20 protein-coding genes are annotated in these 19378 nt (G+C 63.7%); 8 read left to right on the top strand and 12 right to left on the bottom strand.

Features of this window, described 5'->3' with window-relative positions; translation table 11 throughout:
• Window positions 1–22: 22 nt before the first annotated feature.
• The 4 genes from OTER_RS05385 to OTER_RS05400 are packed head-to-tail and all read left to right on the top strand — an operon-like array spanning window position 23 to window position 3150.
• Window positions 23–694: a DUF4145 domain-containing protein gene (locus OTER_RS05385; RefSeq protein WP_012373879.1), complete on the top strand. Its 672-nt coding sequence runs from the start codon at window positions 23–25 to the stop codon at window positions 692–694.
• 5 nt (window positions 695–699) lie between these two features.
• The gene (locus OTER_RS05390; protein WP_044891592.1) at window positions 700–1608 is read left to right on the top strand and encodes a nucleotidyltransferase domain-containing protein; all 909 of its coding nucleotides are present in this window, start codon (window positions 700–702) and stop codon (window positions 1606–1608) included.
• A gap of 11 nt (window positions 1609–1619) precedes the next feature.
• Window positions 1620–2375 (top strand): nucleotidyltransferase domain-containing protein, encoded by a 756-nt coding sequence (locus tag OTER_RS05395; RefSeq protein ID WP_012373881.1) that lies wholly within the window; start codon window positions 1620–1622, stop codon window positions 2373–2375.
• A gap of 13 nt (window positions 2376–2388) precedes the next feature.
• Window positions 2389–3150 carry a metallophosphoesterase gene (locus OTER_RS05400; RefSeq protein ID WP_044892175.1) on the top strand — a complete coding sequence of 254 codons (762 nt, stop codon included), beginning with the start codon at window positions 2389–2391 and terminating at the stop codon, window positions 3148–3150.
• 20 nt (window positions 3151–3170) lie between these two features.
• Here OTER_RS05400 and OTER_RS05405 read toward each other — a convergent pair whose 3' ends face one another.
• Window positions 3171–4028: a hypothetical protein gene (locus OTER_RS05405; RefSeq protein ID WP_148218014.1), complete on the bottom strand. Its 858-nt coding sequence runs from the start codon at window positions 4026–4028 to the stop codon at window positions 3171–3173.
• 708 nt (window positions 4029–4736) lie between these two features.
• Here OTER_RS05405 and OTER_RS05410 point away from each other — a divergent pair.
• The 3 genes from OTER_RS05410 to OTER_RS05420 all read left to right on the top strand — a co-directional run bounded on the left by OTER_RS05410 (window position 4737) and on the right by OTER_RS05420 (window position 7857).
• Window positions 4737–5315 (top strand): flavodoxin family protein, encoded by a 579-nt coding sequence (locus tag OTER_RS05410; protein WP_012373884.1) that lies wholly within the window; start codon window positions 4737–4739, stop codon window positions 5313–5315.
• 303 nt (window positions 5316–5618) lie between these two features.
• Window positions 5619–7247: a hypothetical protein gene (locus tag OTER_RS05415; protein WP_012373885.1), complete on the top strand. Its 1629-nt coding sequence runs from the start codon at window positions 5619–5621 to the stop codon at window positions 7245–7247.
• 94 nt (window positions 7248–7341) lie between these two features.
• Window positions 7342–7857: a hypothetical protein gene (locus OTER_RS05420; RefSeq protein WP_148218015.1), complete on the top strand. Its 516-nt coding sequence runs from the start codon at window positions 7342–7344 to the stop codon at window positions 7855–7857.
• A gap of 79 nt (window positions 7858–7936) precedes the next feature.
• Here OTER_RS05420 and OTER_RS05425 read toward each other — a convergent pair whose 3' ends face one another.
• Complete coding sequence (locus OTER_RS05425; RefSeq protein ID WP_012373887.1) at window positions 7937–9607, bottom strand: tetratricopeptide repeat protein; 1671 nt, start codon at window positions 9605–9607, stop codon at window positions 7937–7939.
• A gap of 126 nt (window positions 9608–9733) precedes the next feature.
• Between OTER_RS05425 and OTER_RS05430 the strand changes: the two genes are divergently transcribed.
• Complete coding sequence (locus OTER_RS05430) at window positions 9734–10459, top strand: DUF72 domain-containing protein (RefSeq protein ID WP_158305364.1); 726 nt, start codon at window positions 9734–9736, stop codon at window positions 10457–10459.
• A gap of 129 nt (window positions 10460–10588) precedes the next feature.
• On the opposite strand, the gene OTER_RS05435 is transcribed toward OTER_RS05430, so the two are convergent.
• The 10 genes from OTER_RS05435 to OTER_RS23750 all read right to left on the bottom strand — a co-directional run bounded on the left by OTER_RS05435 (window position 10589) and on the right by OTER_RS23750 (window position 19334).
• Window positions 10589–11902, bottom strand: a complete 1314-nt coding sequence (locus OTER_RS05435) for an NAD(P)/FAD-dependent oxidoreductase (protein ID WP_012373889.1) — start codon at window positions 11900–11902, stop codon at window positions 10589–10591.
• A 375-nt stretch (window positions 11903–12277) separates the two neighbouring features.
• Window positions 12278–13711 carry a MocR-like pyridoxine biosynthesis transcription factor PdxR gene (pdxR, locus tag OTER_RS05440; protein WP_012373890.1) on the bottom strand — a complete coding sequence of 478 codons (1434 nt, stop codon included), beginning with the start codon at window positions 13709–13711 and terminating at the stop codon, window positions 12278–12280.
• Between the two features lie 59 nt (window positions 13712–13770).
• Window positions 13771–14100 carry a low molecular weight protein tyrosine phosphatase family protein gene (locus tag OTER_RS05445; protein ID WP_012373891.1) on the bottom strand — a complete coding sequence of 110 codons (330 nt, stop codon included), beginning with the start codon at window positions 14098–14100 and terminating at the stop codon, window positions 13771–13773.
• Between the two features lie 41 nt (window positions 14101–14141).
• Window positions 14142–14366 (bottom strand): VF530 family protein, encoded by a 225-nt coding sequence (locus OTER_RS05450; RefSeq protein WP_012373892.1) that lies wholly within the window; start codon window positions 14364–14366, stop codon window positions 14142–14144.
• A gap of 51 nt (window positions 14367–14417) precedes the next feature.
• Entirely contained in the window at window positions 14418–15071 is a 654-nt protein-coding gene (locus OTER_RS05455) for a DUF4253 domain-containing protein (RefSeq protein WP_158305365.1), read from the bottom strand.
• Between the two features lie 337 nt (window positions 15072–15408).
• On the bottom strand, window positions 15409–16377 hold the full coding sequence (locus tag OTER_RS05460) for a glutathione S-transferase family protein (protein ID WP_012373894.1): 969 nt from the start codon (window positions 16375–16377) through the stop codon (window positions 15409–15411).
• Window positions 16378–16568: 191 nt separating this feature from the next.
• Complete coding sequence (locus OTER_RS05465; protein WP_012373895.1) at window positions 16569–17015, bottom strand: hypothetical protein; 447 nt, start codon at window positions 17013–17015, stop codon at window positions 16569–16571.
• A gap of 224 nt (window positions 17016–17239) precedes the next feature.
• Complete coding sequence (locus OTER_RS23745) at window positions 17240–18076, bottom strand: DUF5602 domain-containing protein (RefSeq protein WP_012373896.1); 837 nt, start codon at window positions 18074–18076, stop codon at window positions 17240–17242.
• Between the two features lie 258 nt (window positions 18077–18334).
• Complete coding sequence (locus tag OTER_RS05475) at window positions 18335–18544, bottom strand: hypothetical protein (protein ID WP_012373897.1); 210 nt, start codon at window positions 18542–18544, stop codon at window positions 18335–18337.
• A gap of 214 nt (window positions 18545–18758) precedes the next feature.
• On the bottom strand, window positions 18759–19334 hold the full coding sequence (locus OTER_RS23750) for a hypothetical protein (RefSeq protein WP_012373898.1): 576 nt from the start codon (window positions 19332–19334) through the stop codon (window positions 18759–18761).
• Window positions 19335–19378: the final 44 nt, after the last annotated feature.

A 19378-nucleotide genomic window follows, 5' to 3' on the forward strand; every position in this document is an offset into this window, starting at 1 on the left:
ATAGTGCTATCAGCGCAACAACATGAACTCCGGGGAAAAACTAAAATCCGTCTGCAACACCTGCCACGCGGAGACACTGCATGACGTGCTGTTCGAGAAAAAGGAGAACGGCAGCGAGGACATTACAGAGGATTTTTTAATCCAATGGGGCGCTCGATGGCGCGTCATTCAATGCCGCGGCTGCGAAAGTATCGCGATGAGGCTCGACGCTTGGAACTCGGAGGCTCTCGACGAAAAAGGCCGCCCCGAAGTGGAAACGAAATATTTCCCGCCCCGCATTTTTCGGCAGTTTCCTAAATGGTTACGCGGAGATGTGCTGACCCAAACGTGCCCTGACGAGGTCGAGGGGTTGATGAAGGAGCTTTATGTCGCGCTTCAGAACGACAGTCGTGCCGCCGCGACGATGCTGATCCGAGCAATCTTCGAGCACACTATGATCGACAAGGTCGGTGATCAGAAATCTTTCACCGCGAACCTAAACAAATTCGAAGCGCAGGGGTTCATTGGTAAGAAGCATCGCGAAGTTGTAGGTTCGATGCTCGAAGCCGGACACGCATCTATACACCGTGCATTCGTTCCTGCAAAGGAAGACCTCATCACGTTGGTCGACATCTTGGAAGGCGTCCTTCAAGTCGTTTACGTCCAAGTGCCGAAAGCGGACGAGATGAAGAAGCGAATCCCCAAACGCAAATAACCGCGATGTCGTCTACCGTTTCTGCCGGCACTCAAGTCGTCGTAACTACGGAGGCGCGCGGCACGAACGCGATGCCGGTCCATCCACGTGGCGCGGTGGGAATCATTGCGCGCACGCCGGCCGGGTCGGAAGCTCACTACCTGATTCGGTTTCTCGACGGATTCGAGACGTCGTTCACCCGCGATCAATTCGAAATTCTGAAGCACTTTAAAGATCGGCTGCCGACGCCACCCAACGGCGCTGGGGAATTCGAATTGGAAAACTGCATCATCTATCGGTGTGTTGTCGGCTCCCGCGCCTACGGCCTGGACACCGATGCTTCGGATACGGATCTCCGCGGCGTATATCTCGCACCGCTGGAGATGCACCTCTCATTGTTCGGCGCGCCGGAGCAGTTCGAGGACAATGGGGCGCAGACGTGTTACTGGGAGCTGCAGAAATTCCTGGTGATGGCGCTCAAGGCGAACCCCAACATCCTCGAATGCCTCTATTCGCCGCTCGTGGAAAAGATCACTCCGCTCGGCGCGCGGCTGCTCACGTTACGTGAGTCCTTTCTCTCGCAGATGATTTTTCAGACCTTCAACGGCTACGCATTGAGCCAATTCAAGAAGCTTGAGCAGGATCGCCGAAACCAGGGCGAGATTCGTTGGAAACACGCCATGCACCTACTGCGGCTGCTGCTGACGGGCGCGGCCACGCTGCGCGAACGCCGCGTGCCGGTGCGCGTGGAGCAGCATCGCCAGCGGCTCCTCGCCATTAAACATGGCGAGCTACCGTGGCCCGAGGTTGATGCTTGGCGGCAGGAGTTGCACCGCGACTTCGAACGCGCCCTGGCCGAGACCACCTTACCCGAGCGGCCCGACTATGAAGCAACGAATCGCTTCCTCATCGAGGCGCGCCACGCACATACGTGAGCCTTCTCCCAATGACCATTGATCCGCGCCTGAATCGCATCGTCGCGGCCCAACCGCATCCGCTGCTCTTTGCTACGATCAGCGGTGCGCACCTCTATGGATTTCCTTCGCCGGATTCGGATTTCGACCTGCGCGGCGCGCACATTTTGCCAATCGAACGGGTCGTCGGCTTGGACATCTCGGACGAAACGCTTGAGGACTCGCGTGTGATCGAGGGACTGGAGATGGACATCGTGAGCCATGACGTCCGGAAGTTTTTCCGGCTCCTGCTCAAGAAAAACGGCTACGTGCTGGAGCAGCTCTATTCACCGCTCGTGGTTCAGACAACGCCCGAGCACGCCGAATTGAAACAAATCGCGCGCGGCTGCATCACGCGGCATCACTCGCACCACTATTTCGGTTTCTCCGAAACCCAATGGAAACTCTTCCTCAAAGAGTCTCCCCGCCGGGTTAAGCCACTGCTCTACGTTTATCGGGTTCTGCTCACCGGCATCTGGCTGATGCGCACGGGCGAGATTGAAGCCAACCTCGTCAAACTCAACGAGAGCTTCCGCCTTCCTCACGTACCTGATCTCGTCGCGCGAAAATCGAGCGGTCCCGAGGAGTCGATCCTCAATGAGGCGGACATCGCCTATCACGAATCCGAGTATCTGCGTCTTCGTAGAGAATTACAGGCCGCACACGACGCGAGCAGCCTGCTCAAAACACCGAGCGCGGAGACAAGAAGCGCGATGAACGAACTCCTCCTGCGGCTGCGGCTGTCCTGATGGGTTCATGCGCATGCGCATTCGCATCCTAAGCGATCTGCATCGGGAATTCGGCGACGTCGAATTGCCCGAAGTTCCTGCTGATGTCGTGCTGCTCGCTGGCGACATCGATCGCAATATTCGCGGTGTGACTTGGGCACGCCAGAAGTTTCCCGGTGTCCCGGTGCTCTACGTGGCAGGCAATCACGAGCACTACGACGAGAGGATCGGACGGCTTCATGAGAAGCTGCGGGATGCGGCGTTGGGCTCGAACGTCGTCATCCTCGAGAACGAGAGTTTCGACTGGAATGGTTACCGCTTCTTCGGTGCCACGCTCTGGACAGATTTCGATCTCTTGGGAGACCGCTCGACCGCAATGTTTGCAGCTGGCTCGAAAGAAAAGGGGATGAATGATTATCGAAAGATCCGGCGTGAAGACACTGGTCGACTACATCCCAAGCACACAGCGATGCTTCACGCTGACTCGCGTTTAGCGCTCACGCAGTTTCTAGCCAACGCCGACCGCACGCGCTCGATCGTAATCACGCATCACGCACCATCGATTCGATCGCTGCCCGAAACCAAACACGTTGAGCCCATCAGTGCCGCCTACGCATCGAACCTGGAGAGTCTGATTACGGCAAACGGTCCTGCGCTCTGGGTGCATGGACACACTCACTACCCACGCGACTATGTCCTCGGACAAACGCGGATCGTGAACAATGCGCTCGGGTATCCTGGAAGCACTGAGATCGCGAATCCCGGCTTTCGGCATGGTCTAATCGTAGAACTGTAGTTGGGCTCGTTCGCACGGGATCAGCTGTTGCATTGTCGCCGACTCGTTACCCACTCGGTGAGAGACCGCTCCAGTAACGAGCCTTTCAGGGGATCATTGCGATCCACCACCGAATCGGCCCAAAGTAACCACGCTTCCTCGTCGGCCGTGAGCGTCCCGTCGGCTTTTTGCCCGCGAAGCTTTGCTTCACAAGCGGCGCGAAATTCTCGCATCAAATTCGCTTCACGCCATCTGAGAGCCGATTCACGGAATAGATTTCTCCGCTTCTCTTCCTCCTGCCGCTGCCTTTCGGCTTCTTCCCGGCGCCGAGCTTCCTCGGCCCATTGTTGCCGTTGCGCTTCCCACTTCAGGTGAGCCGCGTGCTTTCCCTGCGCACAAATGATGAAGCCTTCGACAATTTCGGTGAGCTTCTCGTCGAGTTTCTGAACTTTTCCATCGCTCCACGATTTTCGGGCGCCTTGAGGCTCATACTCCGCCAAAACAATCTTCAAGCGACCTGTCGGCCGATAGCGCCAGCGATCCCACGTCCAACTTTGCTTCTTTTCTTCCGCTGTAAGCTCGCGCTCGTAGCGTTCGACCACTTCTTGCACGGAAAAATCGATCTTGGTTTTTGTGGCCACAAAGATCGGCTGCACACTTTCGCTTCCCTCCTTAGGTTCTTCCAAGACAAAGCCATTTCGTTCGAGCATCCAAGCGAGGCGGTTCAGAATCTCGATGGCACGTTCGAACGTGTCCGGCGTGACCGAAACCCGTAGATGCGGAATGTCGCGCTTCCCGTAAAGGGTCCCATATCGGCTGTCTTTGGCCCCGCCCCGGAATGCTGCCCGCGTCTTTTGAACGATCGGATGTGGTTTCTCCGGAGCGGGGGTGTTGTCCACGGTCACAGTTGAATCTATTTCCGCTGACTTCGAGATCTTGGCTCCTTCTCCTAGACTTGTGCTCTCGCGTTCGCCCGGCTTCCGGGAACCAAGAGTTGGACGAGGTATGACTTTCCCATGGGCCAATTGAGTCCAGTAGCCACGTGGTGGCGTTGGGACATCCAGCCTCCGACAAGCCTTCGCAACAGCGACGCTCGACACGCCGTAGTCAGCAGCAACCTTGGTCGCGGGCTTTGACCACACGAGATCAAAAAGCTCCGTTCGCGTCAGAGTAGTTTTGGCATCCGGCATACCATCAAAGCCTGGCAGGCAAAACGATGCCCACAAGTTATCGCAGTTTTCAGCGGTTCGATAACTCGCGTCGTGTTTTCCGCGGGCATCCTTCGGTGAGCTGGTCTGCAAAACGCGACGCGACTTTGGGCAGGTTCGAAAAGCGCGCCTTCTCGTGGGATTCAACCGACTCCCTAAAGCCACCAAAACAGAGCCAAAAACGACGACTTGTGGGGTTCAGCGGCAGCGTTCGTCGCCGCACTTTACCAAATGAGCCTGCGATCGGACACTCGAAGCTCAACACAAACCGCGATCCCGGCCCATCAGGAAACCGCACTGCGCGCCAAGAGGCCGGCTCGCAGGTGATGCAGCTGCCGTCGCGCGCGGTCGTTTTTTGGGCTTAACGCTCTCCGCTGCCGCGCAGATCATGCTGGCGCCATGCCCTACGCCGTCGCCATTTCAGGAAGTCCGCGCCACAACGGAAACACAGAGACGCTGCTGCGTCGCTGCCTCGATCGGCTTTCGGGGCAGGGCATTGCCGGCGAGCTGGTCAGTCTGATCGGGTTGCACATTCGCGGCTGCCAGGCATGTGGCGCCTGTAGTGAGACGCGCGACCAATCGTGTCCGGGAGGTGCTGGCGACGATTTCGAGCAGGTATTCGAGAAGATGCGCGCGGCGGACATTCTCGTGGTCGGTTCGCCGACGTACTTCGGCTCGGCCACACCGGAGCTGATGGCGCTACTCGATCGGGCCGGCTACGTGTCGCGCGCCAACGGGCATCTGTTTTCCCGCAAGCTCGGCGGCCCCATCACCGTCGCGCGCCGCGCGGGCCACAACTTCACCTACGCGCAGTTGATGTTCTGGTATACCATCAACGACATGATCGTGCCTGGGTCGACCTACTGGCCGGTCGCGCTCGCGCGCGAGCCCGGCGCGGTGTTGAAGGACGAGGAAGCGCTCCGCACCGTTGATCGTTTCGCCGACAATCTCGCCTGGTTGGCGGGCAAGCTGAACTAGCCCGGATATTTCATGAAATTCATCAAATATCCCGCCCTCCGGGCCGGCTTTGCCAGGGCTGAATTGCCGCCCCGACAAGTCGGGGCTCCGCCGCAGGCGGACGAAAATATCGGAGGGAGCTTCACTCCTGTTCATGAAGTTTCCGGGCTAAACGGCCGCAGGTGATCAGCGCCCGGAGGAAAGTGACCGACCGTGCCGGGTTCGCGCGACCCGGGGCTCACCCTCCGCGGATCGTCGAAGAAAAAAACTTCTCCGAACCCACCTGAGTTATTTCGCGTCACATCAAGCCACAGACTTTTCACCGTGTCGCTCCTCACTCGACGATTCTCCTGCTGGTTGCTGATCGGGATTGTGCTGGGCAGCGGATGGCTGGCACCGGCCGGCCGCGCCGCCGAAGACACGCGGACGGCGGCGACGCCTGAGACGGATTTCGGCGCGGTAGTGGTGTTGTCGCCTTACGAGGTCGTGGCGCAGAGCCTGGATTTTCGCCGCTGGCGCAGATACAGCTCGCCTCATTTCCTGGTGTATACCGACGCCGATCCGAACCTTGCGGCGATGGCGGTCAGGCAGATGGAGATGGTGCAGCAGACCGCCGAGTTTTACTTTCGCCGCAAGATCACCCGGCTGGCGCCCATGATCGCGGTGTTGCCGACCCGGGCGGAGGACTGGCGCCGGATCGGAGCCGAAAGCGACGCGGAGTGGGACATGCAGGGAGTGATGATCGGCTCATGCCGGAAGCTGCAGCTCATCCAGAACGACTGGCAAAAAAAGGATCTGAGTCCGGCTTGGCGGGGATTGGTGGCGTATCAGCTCGAGACCATCGGCGTGGCGGGCCCGCCCTGGTTCAAACGTGGCATCGAAGCGTTTTTCAGCGCGGTGAACATCCGCGGCGACACGCTGACGATGGGTCGCCAGCGGGAGTGGAGGAAAACGTTGGCCCGACACGGGTGGATCGAGTGGCCGCGTTTCTTCGGCCTGAGCGGAGCGGCAGCCGAGGGTCCCGGGGCGCTGCCCCGCGGGCAATTCAGCGCGCAGGCCGCGGTGATCATGCACTACTGCCTCAGTCATCCGGCGCCGGGCTGGACGCCGCGATTGTTTGCGTGGGCCAGCTATCTCGCCGCGGGCGGCGTTCCCTCGGAAGAAAACTTCCAGCGATTTTTCGAAATCGGCTGGGCGGATTGGCAGCAACGGCTCGAGCGCATGCTCGACGACCGGAAATACACCGAGGCGACCGTACGCTTCATGCCGGCATCACTACGGTTTCCCGTGGCGAGCAACGACGTCTCGACGGCGGAGATGCGCGAGTTGTTCGTGTTGTCTCAGATCGCGACGCGCCCGACGAAGGAAAGCGACGCCTCGCTCGACGCGCTCCTCGCGCACGGGCTGGCGACCGAGTCGCTGCGCGAGCTCCTGGCGGATGCTTGCGGCGCTCGCGGCCGGACGGACGCGCAGTTCGAGGAACTTCGTCGGCTGATCGCGCTGGGTTCGGAAAACCCGGCCGTGTACGCCGATGCGGCGCAGATCCTTTTTCAACGGGAGCGGACCGACGACACGCTCGACGCGCGGTTGGGCGGCGAGGACGGCGAGCAGATACGGGACTGGTGCCGAAAGGCGGTGGCGCTGGAGCCGCTGTATCTCAAGGCCGCGGAGCTGCTGGCCTGGGCGGAGGCGATTGCGCCGACGGTCGATGCGCGAAGCCTCGCGGCGATTACCAACCTCCACCGGGCGCTCGATCAGTACACGCGGACCGACAAGATACTCGTTGCGCTCGCGGTGGCGCAGTGGCGAGTGGGCAACGGGGCCGAAGCACACGCGCTCGCCGAGCAGATCCGCGCGTCCGAGCTGAGCGGCAGCTGGGCCAAACAGCTCGCCGCCGACTTGCTGGCGCGGCTCGACGCGACGTCGATCCGCAGCACGACGGATGGCGGGTAAGGGCGTCATCCGACCTGCATCGCAAGCGGCGGGGACCGCGGCGCGGGTCGGCTCCTTGCGGGCGATCAGCTCCAATGCCACGCTGCGCGCACCGATGCGTTTACTGCTGTTCATCCTGGGCCTCCTCGTGCCTGCGAGCCTGTCGGCCGCAGCCGGGGTGGCAGCGGCGATCAACCGGCAGGTGGCGACGTGTGCGGCGGCGTGGCAGCGGGAGGATTTTCCCGCCATCATCGCGCACATGCCGCCGCACGTCGTGCAGCGACTCGGAGGGCGCGCCGCGTTGGAGCGCGAGTTGAAGCAGCATTTTGCTGCCGCTCGGGAGCTCGGCGCCGAACGGCTCGAGGTTCGCGCGGGCGAGCCTTCAGCACTGCAGCTGCGCGGCCGCTGGACCATCGCGTACGTGCCGCTCACTGCCGTGGTTCACAGTGCCTATGTCGACCTGACGCAGGACACCGGAGCGCTGGCGGTTTCGCCCGACCGCGGGCGCCGCTGGTTCTTCGTGCTCCTCTATGGCACCGACCAGGCCGAACTCGACGCCTGGTTTCCGGAGTTTCGGGGTCAAGTGCGCGTTCCAGTTGCCGCGAAGCCGCGCCTGACGCTCGCGAATTAGCCGGGGCCGAAGGCGCGTGGTCGGACGCGCCCGACCACAGGTTGACACGGGGACAGGCTTCGCCTCGCCACCGATCCGTTCAACGCGGATCGTTCGTCACGACAGCGCTGCCGCTCAGGACCGTGCGCGCATGATTGACGCGCGCGTTGCCGGCATCGGCGTCCACGGCCACGGCGAGCAACTGCTGGTAGTACTTCGCGGCCTTCACGGTGTTGCCGCTGCGTTCGGCGGCCAGCCCGGCTCCATAGAGACTGTTGAATCGATTAGGACTCGCTTCGAGCACAGCCTCAAATGCCGCGAGCGCCTCGGTACTGCGGCCGGTTTCCAGCAGCAGATCGCCGAGCAGGTCGCCCGCCGGCACCACCTCGCCGGGGGTGACGGCTTCCTTGTCGGTGCTCGCTTCGATTTCCGCCGCGCGGCGCATCGAAGCGATCGCATCATCGCGCTTCCCCTCCGCCCACTGCACCCAGGCTTGGGCGGCCAGGAGCTGCGTTTCCGCCTGCGAACGCCAATAAGCCGCACCCACCGACGCAGCGAGTTGCTGCCGCACGCGCTGCAGCTCTGCCACCTCGCTGCGCGCCGCGTCGAGCTGCCCGCTGCGGGCCGCACCGATCGCGCGGGCGTAGCGAACGATCGAATCGCATTGGAGATACTGCCGGCCCCAGGGAAATGCCGCCGGCTGACGCAGCGGGAGCTTTGCCGCTTCGTCCCATCGCTGGCGTTCCAGCGTGCACCGGGCCGGAATCGCCGCGAACGCGAAGGCCGTCGCGGTCAGCTGCACGGGCGAAAAGGGCCCCGTCAGCGTCGCGAGATAGCGGCGGATCTTTTCGGCCTCCGCGTATTGGCCGCGCTGGAGATGCGCATACACGAGATAGTCGAGCGCGTGCGTTTCGTGGGCATTGAGCGCACCGGCGGACTGGCTCAGCTTGCGTGCGGCTTCGGCGGAGCGGCGGTTGAACTCGATCGATTTCTCCCACAGCCCGCGCCGCGTGTAGATATGCGTCGGCATATGCAGCGCATGCGGCACGTCGGGCGCGACGGAGCCGTAGGTGTCGCACACCTCGAGCGCCCGATCCGCCAGCAGCGGAAAATCGTAGGCATGGATCTTGTAGTGCTGCGCGCCGGGATGATTGGGCAACTTGGCCAGCACCCGCTGGAGTTGCGCCGCGGCTTCGAGCTGCACCCGATGCGACTTGTCCTTCGACTGAAACCGCGTCGGCGCGAGGTGGAACAGAGCGCTGAACGCGAGCGCGTCGAGGTCGTCCGGATAACGGTCCGCCAGCTGGCCTGACGCGACGTCCAGCGCCTGCAGCCGCGGCACATGGCCGGCGCTCGCGTCGTGGCCAAAGTACGCGGCCAGCGTCCGGAGATAATCCTGTTCGCGAACCGTGGCGGGTGGACAGGCCAACCCGCGGTCGATGAACTCCGCCCCTTGCCGCAGCTCCGCTTCGGTCGGCGCGTCAGGCCAGAGCGGATGCAACAGGGTCATGGCGCGGCCCCAGTATGCCAAGGCGCAGTGCGGGTCGGCCGCGATGGCCCGGGCGAATGCACGATCCGCCTCGGGATACATCATGTGATGCAGCAGCTGGGTGCCACGGACCACGTGATCGCGCGCCTCAGGTGAGCCGCTGACCTCAAACTGGATGGTACCGAGCTGATCGCCGAGAGCGTCGTCGCCGGCAAGGAGACGGACGGAGAAACCGAGACCGCCGAGCGCAACGAAGAAGAAGAGGGAACGTGTGGCTTTCATGAGAACGGGCGTGTGGGGTAGTGCCTGGTTGACTGAAGCCGGGAGGCAATGAACCCCAATCCCGTCATTCGTCAGCTCGATGACAGGAACCCGGGCCGCGGATGCATGGACTATCTCCGTCCACCCATGGATGTGCACATCGGCTGCTCGGGTTGGTTCTACTCTCATTGGCGAGGCATCTTTTATCCGCCGCAGGAACCCACGACGAAGCTCTGGTTCGGCTACTACGCGAACGTCTTCCGCACGGTGGAACTGAACGCCCCGTTTTACCGCTGGCCCACGCCCGCGACCGTCCGCCGCTGGAAACGGGACGCACCGCCCGGTTTCGTGTATTCCGTGAAGGTCAACCAGACGATCACGCACCAGCGCCGGCTCGTTCGTACCCGGAAGTTGATCGAATCGTTTTACGCGATCGCCGAAACTCTCGGCGAGAAGATGGGCTGCTTCCTGTTTCAATTCCCGCCGAGCTACCACTACACGCCCGCCCGCCTCAAGAGCCTCCTGGCGCAACTCGATCCGGCTCGCCGCTCCGTCGTGGAGTTCCGACACAAGAGCTGGTGGCGCGACGCGGTGTATCGCGCGTTCGCGCAGCGACGACTGATCTTCTGTGCCGTCAGCGCTCCTCGGTTGCCCGAGACCTTTCCGTCCCATCAGGAGATTCTTTATGTCCGATTTAGCGGCAAGACGCGCTGGTATCGGCACGACTATTCTGCCGAGGAGTTGGCGGTGTGGGCCGACCGGATTCGCGCTTCCGGCGCGAAGGAAGCGTGGATTTACTTCAACAACGACCGGCAGGGCTTCGCGATCAAGAACGCGCTTGTCCTTCGCCGTTTGCTGCGCGCCAAACGTTGACGGCGCTCACCGCGCATCGCGCCCAAGCCGTCGACCCAGGCTATCGTGCGGGGCGTCGCTGCTCAACAGATCCGGCCCCGGCATGAGACCGACGGTTGACGTCACGATGGAGCAAACGATCCGGCGCGCTTATCCGGCCCCAAGTTTCATCAGCCCGTGGGAAAGCGCGAAGGCCGCGCGGCGGCCGGTGATGCGCTGCACCGCCGGGCCGATCGGAAACTTGCGCTCGCTGCTGAGCAGGACGTCGAGTTCGTCGCGGCCATCAAGGACCTTTTCCGCGAGATAGCGGCCGAGCGCCGCCGCCCACGGGAGTCCCGCCGCGCCGCCCGCGAAATGCACGTTCCACGCGTCGCCACGACGGCCAATCACCGGGGCGAAATCCTTGCTGATCCCGATCAGCCCCGGCCACGCCGCTTCGAACCGCACGCGCAGCCACGGGAAATGCTGTGACAGGAACCGTGAGAGTTGGCGCGCGGCCCAGTCGGGCCGGTGCTGTTCGTGTGCGGCATAGGTTGTCAGCAGCGTGCCGCCGCCAACCAGCAGCCGGCGATCCCCGGTCAGCCGAAAATAGTGATAGATCAGGTCGGTGTCCCAGACCATCACCGGTCCGGCGGGAAACAGCTCCGCGATCGTGCGCTCGTCGAGCGGCGTGGTGATGCCGACGAACGTCTGCACGTGATACAGCTCGCGGCGAGCGAGCCCGAGACTCGGGAGCAGTCGATCGGTGCAAACGAATACGTGCTGCGCGCGAATCGATCCCGCGGCCGTCTCCGCGCCTTTCGCCGAGATGTCCGTCACGCGACTCTGCTCGAATACGCGGACGCCGCTTTCGAGCAGCGCGCGCCGTAGCCCGGCGCAACCCGCGTGACCGTCGATCCCGAAAGTGCCGGAGAACCGCAGACCCGCGAAGTAGCCGCTGCCACGCAGCATGCCGGGCAGTGCCTCGCGCGAGATGATCGTGCTCTTGAAGCCCGCTGCCTGCCTCGCGGCCTGCTCTTCGCGAACGGTGTCTGCCGCTCCGGAGCTGGATGCGAGGTAGAGCGCATCATGCGGCTGAAAATCACACGCGATGCCGGACTCGCGGATCGCGGCCTCGATCAATCGCGCGCCGCCGTCGGCGAACCGCCAGAGTTGCGGAGCGCGTTCCTTGCCGAAGTGCTGCACGAGGTCCTGAAATTCGAGCTCGGAGTCCGGCGTGATGATGCCGGACGAGCGCCCGCTGGCTTCGCCGCCGCAGGTGTTGGCCTCCACGAGCGCCACGTCGATGCCGCGCGCGGCCAGCGTGCGAGCGCACATCAGTCCCATCATGCCGCCGCCAATGACGACCGCCTCCGCAGTCTTTTCTCCGTGCAAGGGAAGCAATGGTGGCGTGCTGGATTCGAACCAGAAAACCGCGTCGCGCACGCGACCGGGCGCTTGAGGGGATAAGGCGGGTTCGTTCATCGGAAGAGCATCCGCAATGCCCGTTGGGGATGCAGCCTATTGTCCCGCCAGCGCGCTGGTTGTTTCCGCACTCGGGCGCGCACATCCGCCTTTTGTTTGGCACCGGACGGGACTAGCACTCGCTCATGCCTGATCGCCGGACGACGCCCGCCAACAAGCCCAAGCGCCCGGCACTCCGCGTGACGGGGACCCGGTGCGTCGAGTCGCTGCATCATTTTCAATGCGGCGCCTGCCGGAAGTGGTGGTCGATCGGCGACGCGCCGGCGCGTCCGAGATGGTTTTGTCCATGGTGTGGCCGGGAGAACCGATTCGTCCCGCAACCGTCTGCGCCGTAAACCGCGCCGGGTTTGCCGCGGAGCAGAGGTCGCGGCGGCTTTAGGCCGGGATCACTCCGCGCAGCCGTCGGACGCCTTCGGCAATCTGCTCCACCGTCAGGTTGCCGTAGCCCAGTACGAGCATGCTGGAGTGACGCGCGCCAGCGAAGGCGTAGTCGTTGGCCGTATCACAATCCACGCCGCTCGCCTGCATGCGTTCGCGCCAGGCATGATCGAATTTAACGCCGGTAAACGTTGCCGCGAGATGCAGCCCCGTCGTGTTGCCGGAGACAACGACCCGATCGGCGAACGCATCCTCCAGCGCTCGTTGCAGCGCGCGCATCTTGCGTTGATAGCTCTTCTTCATTCGCGCCACGTGGCGCACCAGATGCCCGTCGTGCATAAACCGCGCGAGCGTCGCCTGCGCGATCCGGGCGGTGCCGGGATTCATCGGTTCGAGCGTGCGGTGCATCGCCGGCAGCAACTCGACCGGCAGCACCAGATAGCCCAGCCGCAGTGCGGGCGCGAGGACCTTGCTGAAGGTGCCGACGTGAATCGCGCGCCGCGGATCCAGCCGGAACAGCGAGCTAACGGGCGCACCGCCAAAGCGGAACTCGCTGTCGTAGTCGTCCTCGACGAGGAAGAGATCGTGCCGCCGCGCGTAGTCGAGCAGCGCGAGCCGGCGCTGGATCGGCAGCGTGCCCCCGAGCGGAAACTGGTGCGAGGGCGACACGAATACGAAACCGGCTTTGGGCCGCGCGGGGAGAGCGTCGACGACGAGCCCGTGCGCGTCGACCGGCACGGGAGTGATCGCGTGCCCGGCGCGTCGCAGGATTTCGGGCACGAAGCTCACCACCGGATCCTCGACCAGCGCACCGGTGCGGAACTCGCGCAGCGCCGCGCACAGCAGCTGGATCGCGTGTGCCGTGCCGGCCGTGACGATCACCTGCTCTGGCGTGCAGTCGAGATCCTTGGCCCGGCGCAGATGCGCCGCGATTTCCATGCGGAGCGCGGGATTACCCGCAGGTTCAGTGTAGCCCCAGTCGGCGAAATCGCCGTAAAACGATGCCCGCTGCAGGCAGCGCAGCCACAACGCCCGCGGAAACCGCGCCAGATCCGGCACGCCGCTGGCGAAGGCGATCAGATCGGCGGGTGTGGGCGAGTGACGGCTCGGTCGGGGCGGCGTGACCTCGTCGCGCGACGCCGCACGCCGCAGAGAGGGTTGCGCTTTCCGCGTCGGCAACGCCGGCAGGTTCAGCTTTGCCACAAACGTGCCGGAGCCCTCGCGCGACTCCACATAGCCCTCGGCCAGCAGTTGCTCGTAAACGTGGACCACGATATTGCGGGCGATCCGGTTTTCGGCTGCGAGCTCGCGTGACGAAGGCAGCCGCGTGCCCGCGGCGAGCTCGCCGGACAGGATCCGCGTCACGAGCTGATCGTAGAGCTGCTTGGTGAGCGTGCCTCCGCCGCTGCGCTGGAATTCGAGCCAGATCACGGTCGGCCGAGGGAAGAGAGGTTATCCACAGATGACAAACAGGCTCCGCCGGCACACCATCAGAGATCAAGATGCCCCGACAGCTCAGACCTCAATAACGCCACAAGCGCAGCGTCCATGAAGCGGTAGTCGTCAGAGACGCGGAGCACGATGAGCGGCTTCGACCCGAGCTCTCCTGCAAATCGCTCCCGGACGCGCGCGGCGTGTTTCTTTTCAATGCAGAAGATCATATCGGCCCATCCCACGTGGCCGGCGGTCAACTTAATCCGTGCGCGGTTCTCGGTGCCAGCGGATCGTGCTTCGTAGCGTGCGTGCCCACGGAGCAATGCTTCGGCCGTCGGGCTGCGCCATTGGTTGCGCGAGCAAAGGAAGAGCAGCTTGGTCTTCAAGCGGGCGAAAGCGCTCGGGTGTGCACGGGATCCGTGCCAGCCTATGATCCACCCTTCCAGTTCACGTAAAGCTGTTCGACTTTGGCGCGGGCCCACGGCGTTTTCCGCAGGAACGTGAGGCTGGACTTGATGCTCGGATCGTAGAGGAAGCAGCGCACCGGCACCTGCTGCGCCAGCTCGGCCCAGCCAAACTCTGCGACGAGCGTGGTCAGCAATTTCTCGAGCGTGATCCCGTGCAGTGGGTCGTTGGACGAAGCGGTGGGCATGCTGTGGCGTGGCTGTTCGCGTCCGGCGCAAACGCGCGCGAGAATGATGACTCAGTCCCACCAAAAATACCAGACTTCGGAATTCAGGAGCGTGGCCGCGAGAACCTCGATCGATTCTGTCCCTTGGTGCACGACGTCGGCGCAGAAGAGAAATTGTTCCTGGGCGAGTGCGAGGGCGGCCTGGCGCGTCGACGGCGGGCGAGTGACGAGACACTCGAGTACGTCCCCGGTCAGCGAATAGATCTCGGCGCCATGTTTGTCGTGCCAGTATTTGAGCACGGCGACCTGGCTCGCGGGATCGGGGCAGTCGTTCCAGCCGCCGGCATTGAGGTAAGCGGGAACCTCCCAGGTGTGAGGGGTTGGAATCTTCGCGAGGTAGACCACCGGCTTGGGCTGGCCCGAACCGACATCGGTATGCGCCGTGAGTGGCGAGGGCGGCACCGCGCTGGCGGGCCATTGGCCGGGTTCGACCACCAGCTCGTTCTCGATGTATTCGGCTTCCCGCGCGCGGAAGAACGCCGCTGCCGTCGTATTCGCCGCGGCGCTCAGGAGCGCGGAGACTTGCACGGGCTCGGACGCGAGCAAGTCAGCGCGAATCTTCAGCTCATCGGCATCGCCCAGCACGACCGCCGACGCGCCTTCCTTGCGCCACTCGGTCTGGTAGCGACGCCACGCTACCACCGCCTCGGCGCCGGGAACGCTCACGAGCGGAAAGGGAAACGATGGAGTGGACAGCGCGGGCGCGATCGCAGTCGAGGCGGCGGAGGCGTGCCGAGAAGAATCCGACTGCTCTTTGCGACCGAGGCCGAGGAGTCTGCGGAGAAAGCCCATGGGTGGTGTTTCGGGGATGGAGTTGCGAGCGGCAGCGCCAGGAGCGATCCTGCGCTGCAGCGGGAGAATCATCCAGATATAATTCGCGAGGGTGCTGATGGCCCCGACCCGCGTAGCCGCGCGGAACACGCGTGCGCGACGGACCAGGAGGCGGCGCTGATTGTACGGCAGACAAAGTTCGCCGCCGTGCCGGCGGGCGACACCGCAGCATCTACCGGTGATCGCGATGGGTGCTTTGTGCCTTCAACATCTCCCGGCCGTGCGGAGCCGCCAAATCCAGCACTGGCCCGAGCGGAACGATCTGCGTCGGATTGATCTCGGTGTGCGTCACGTAGTAATGCCGCTTGATGTGGTCAAAGTTCACGAGCTCGGCGATGCCTGGCTGCTGATACAGATCCTGCAAGTAGCCCTGCAGGTTCGGATAATCCACGATCCGCCGGAGGTTGCATTTGAAATGGCCGTGGTAGACCACGTCGAACCGGACCAGCGTGTTGAACAGCCGCCAGTCGGTTTCGACGATCCGATCGCCGAAGAGGTAGCGGCGAGTGGCGAGTCGAGCCTCGAGTTCGTCCAGCGCGGCAAACAGCGAGCGGCACGCCCGCTCGTAAACAGCCTGCTGGGTGGCGAATCCAGCGCGATACACGCCGTTATTGACCCGCTCGTAGACAAACGCAGACAGCGCGTCCTGCTCCGCGCGCGGCTCCTCGGGGAATAGATCCACTCCGGCAGGGCGATGCTCGCGAAACGCGTCGTGCAGCATCCGGCAGAGATCGTCTTCGGAGTTGTTCACGATCCGATGCGTCACGGCATCCCACAGCACCGGCACCGTATAGCGGCCGCGGAACGCCGGCGCCGTGGCCTGATATGCCTCCGCGAGAAAGGCGAAGCCGTTAACCGGATCACGACTGTAGCCGGGCCCGTCGCGAAACGCCCAGCCGCGTTCGTCCCTCACCGGATCGACCACGGTCATCCCGATAACCGATTCGAGTCCGAGCAGCCGGCGGACCATCGCCACGCGTGTGGCCCACGGACATGCGAGCGAAACATACAGGTGATAACGACCCGGCACGGCGGGATATCCCGTGGCGCCGTCCGCGGAAATCCACTCGCGAAACGCGTCTTCCTGCCGCTGGAATTCGCCGTCGACCTGTTCCGCTTCGAATTGTGCCCGAGGATTCACCTCGCACCGATGTGCGGGATGGACGATTTCTCAAATCGGACGATCGACGGCGCCGGCGGTCGATCCGAAAGGTCGATCTGCGCGCCGCAACGAGCACACCGCGCAATGTCGAGGCCGATACGACCAGCGCCCCGGCGATGAATGCACCTCGTCGCGTCTGCGCAGCTCCAGTCGGGCCGACGGCGAGCAGTTCACGCTGCTGCGGTCGCGATGGCCACCCGCTGCGGTTGCAGGCGCTGGCCGAGCCTGACCGCGAGCCAGGTCATCGGCAGGTAAGCGAGCAGGAGATCGGCGGCGATGAACCAGGCCGGCGCGGGAATCATGAACGCCGCGGCAATCCCGCCGGCGAGGGTGAGCACGCCGATCGCGTACGCGAACAGCGGCTTGCGCGTGGCGGCGATGAGATACGCCGCCAACGCCCCGGCGAGCGTGCCCAACGCATGCGCGAGGAAGGGAAAGAGAAAGTGTTTCGCTTCGAAGAGGTGCGCGTTCGCCTGCATGCTCTCGACCGAATTCACATCGACTCCGGCGGGTGCGGGAATGACCTGCGGTCCCAACATGACGAGTCCCATGTTCACGCATCCGCCGATCAGAAAACCGAGAAGCAGGGCCAGAACGTTGAGCACGATCGTTCTCATGGGGTGCACGGGGTGATGCCAACCTGTCCGAACCTCGCAGGGAGACAACAGGCCTCGCTGTCATGTAACCGGATCGATCGTGCGCATCGGAGGACCGGGCGTTGCCCGCACGCGGCAGCCCGCGCGGGCCCTGTTGCGGATGGACAAAAAAGTCCGGACGCGAACGCGTCCGGACTTTGGCGGCCCGCGGCCCAGCCGGTCGGGCGGCGAAGTTGTTGCGACGGTCAGCCCGCAGACGCCGATGCCGAACGTTGACGCAGGCGGCGCGCACTCGCGCCGACAACCAGCAGACTTAGCGCGATCCCACCCGCCCAGGTGGCCGGCTCAGGCACGGGCACGAAGGCACGTTCGTGCAATCCGGTCAGGAACACGTCGTAGACCCCATTCTCCACCGTGAAGCCGTAATCAGTAGGATAATAACCCGCCGTCTGAACGTAGGCCGGCGCGCGGACCGGGAGCGTGTGCGTTCCACCCGCTTGCAGCGTCGCCAGGGTGATCATCGGCTCGATGAAGGACATTTTCCCGTCGTGGTAGCCGTAGATCAAAGTCTGGGTGAACGCCGCCGGGTCACCGAATTCCGGTGACAGCGAGTCAAGGAAATGCTGGCCCATTTGCGGCACGACAATCGGGTCGCCGACATAGCCGGGCGCCACAAACAGCGGCGAGACCGGCGGCGGCGCCGGGTTGAACGGAATCCCGGCCACCACCTCCGGGGTTTCAAAATAGAAATGGAAGTCGAAATGAGGCGCATCATATCCAGGGCCCGGATGCCCGCTGGGATTCCAGTCGACGCTGACATGATTGTAAGGCGCCGGGGCCTCGGTGGGCAGGGCCAGCTTCGTCATCGAGCCGGCGCCGCTCGACAACGTCGAGAGTGCAGCCGAGTCGAAGCGAACGCCGAGCCGGGTCGGAGCGCCGGCGGTGTACTCCACGTAGGTGCGTATCCAGCCGCTGCCGACGGCGGTCGCATCGGTCTGATGGAGTTGGGCGGAGGCAGTAGCCGCAAGCGCGAAGCAAGCGGCTGGCGCGAGGAGAGAACGCAGACAAGGGACAAGCTTCATGGGTGTGTGTCGATGGGTGGGTTCAACTTACTGGACCGACCGGAATTGCAGCACTCTCCGTTGCGGCGATCGAGCGCCGGCCCGCCGGGTAAATGCTGAGCGCCGAGCCGGAATTGCAGGGAGCTATCCGTCAGGGAAAGGAGCATCTGGTCGCCGGGGTTCGTAGCGCCGCACCGAACTCGTGGGCCGACCAAGCGAGGACCGTCGACTCGACTTGGCGACGGCGGCCGACCTTCGAGCGATTCCGCCGCGGTGCGCCTACTGCCGAGTGATCGCTGCGAGCCGGTTCGCTGCCGGAGCATGGCGGATCACGAATTCCAATCCGCGCTCGAGCAGCAACAGCGGCATCGCGACCAGGAACGGCGCGTCGTCGTCCGCTCCGGTGGAGCGGGGGCAGCACAGCGACACGTCTGGGATCACGGTTGCGCAGCAGGGGGAAGGAAGCAGCAGATCGAGTCGAGCTTGCATGGGAGTTTACCCAAGCTGACGCAGCGAGCCGTGATCGGACGCAGACGTTTTATCGCCGCCGTGCCCACGAATCGAGGTCGGGAGGCAAAGTTCGCGGGATCAAGGTGCGAGCAACGTCCTGTTGGATGTCGTGCTTCGTCGAATCGGCAGCGAGTATAAGGCACGTCGCCGGCGGCGCACGGGGTGCGCGAGCACGACCACGGCCGCTTCGTCGTTACGCAGAACTCGGCGGCGACGCTGTCTGCGGGAAGGCCGCCGGAACTGCCTGCGGGCGGTCGGCTGCCGGCGCCGCGGGGACAGGCGCGAGCGGTCGGCGGCCAAAACCCCAGGAGAACGACGCGTTGAACTTGTCGCTGCCGCCGAGCCTCACGCCGTGAAACATCGTCTCGGCCATCTCGGTCGAGCCGAGCAAACGCGCCACGTCGATCATCAACTCCGCATCGGCGACGAGCCGCTCGACCTCCTCGCCGGGATAGCCGGCCCAGTATTTCAGGTCGTGCAGAAATCCGGCGGGGTAGAGGCTGACGCCCTTCCAGTCGTCGAACCAGCCGGTGCAGCCGTCGCTGCGAAAGGGGCGCGGCGGTGGATCGGCTTCGATCTTCCGCCACAGTTGGTGCAGTCCGTAGTGCTCGCAGATTTGCCGGATTTTCGGCAGCGGCACTTCCTCGCCGAGCGGCGGCAGGTCGATCTGTGGCCGAGGCGCCGGTGGGGGCGGTCCGGCGTCCGCGAGGTTTGTGATGAAGATCGTGAGGAGTGCGGAAAAAATCCAACGGCGAATTGAGGAGTGCATGCGCTGGAGGGCTGCGACCGATCTGCCGGTTCGGTCTTTGCCTG

The organism is Opitutus terrae PB90-1 (assembly GCF_000019965.1).
GTDB lineage: Bacteria > Verrucomicrobiota > Verrucomicrobiia > Opitutales > Opitutaceae > Opitutus > Opitutus terrae.

Bases quoted from the DNA above. Each gene is read 5' to 3' on its own strand.
- OTER_RS05425 (WP_012373887.1), bottom strand. From the start codon at position 9,607: ATGAAAGCCACACGTTCCCTCTTCTTCTTCGTTGCGCTCGGCGGTCTC.
- OTER_RS05475 (WP_012373897.1), bottom strand. From the start codon at position 18,544: ATGCAAGCTCGACTCGATCTGCTGCTTCCTTCCCCCTGCTGCGCAACC.
- OTER_RS05430 (WP_158305364.1), top strand. From the start codon at position 9,734: ATGGATGTGCACATCGGCTGCTCGGGTTGGTTCTACTCTCATTGGCGA.
- OTER_RS05450 (WP_012373892.1), bottom strand. From the start codon at position 14,366: ATGCCCACCGCTTCGTCCAACGACCCACTGCACGGGATCACGCTCGAG.
- OTER_RS05410 (WP_012373884.1), top strand. From the start codon at position 4,737: ATGCCCTACGCCGTCGCCATTTCAGGAAGTCCGCGCCACAACGGAAAC.
- OTER_RS05385 (WP_012373879.1), top strand. From the start codon at position 23: ATGAACTCCGGGGAAAAACTAAAATCCGTCTGCAACACCTGCCACGCG.
- OTER_RS05390 (WP_044891592.1), top strand. From the start codon at position 700: ATGTCGTCTACCGTTTCTGCCGGCACTCAAGTCGTCGTAACTACGGAG.
- OTER_RS05420 (WP_148218015.1), top strand. From the start codon at position 7,342: ATGCGTTTACTGCTGTTCATCCTGGGCCTCCTCGTGCCTGCGAGCCTG.
- OTER_RS23750 (WP_012373898.1), bottom strand. From the start codon at position 19,334: ATGCACTCCTCAATTCGCCGTTGGATTTTTTCCGCACTCCTCACGATC.
- OTER_RS05465 (WP_012373895.1), bottom strand. From the start codon at position 17,015: ATGAGAACGATCGTGCTCAACGTTCTGGCCCTGCTTCTCGGTTTTCTG.
- OTER_RS23745 (WP_012373896.1), bottom strand. From the start codon at position 18,076: ATGAAGCTTGTCCCTTGTCTGCGTTCTCTCCTCGCGCCAGCCGCTTGC.
- OTER_RS05400 (WP_044892175.1), top strand. From the start codon at position 2,389: ATGCGCATTCGCATCCTAAGCGATCTGCATCGGGAATTCGGCGACGTC.
- OTER_RS05395 (WP_012373881.1), top strand. From the start codon at position 1,620: ATGACCATTGATCCGCGCCTGAATCGCATCGTCGCGGCCCAACCGCAT.
- OTER_RS05435 (WP_012373889.1), bottom strand. From the start codon at position 11,902: ATGAACGAACCCGCCTTATCCCCTCAAGCGCCCGGTCGCGTGCGCGAC.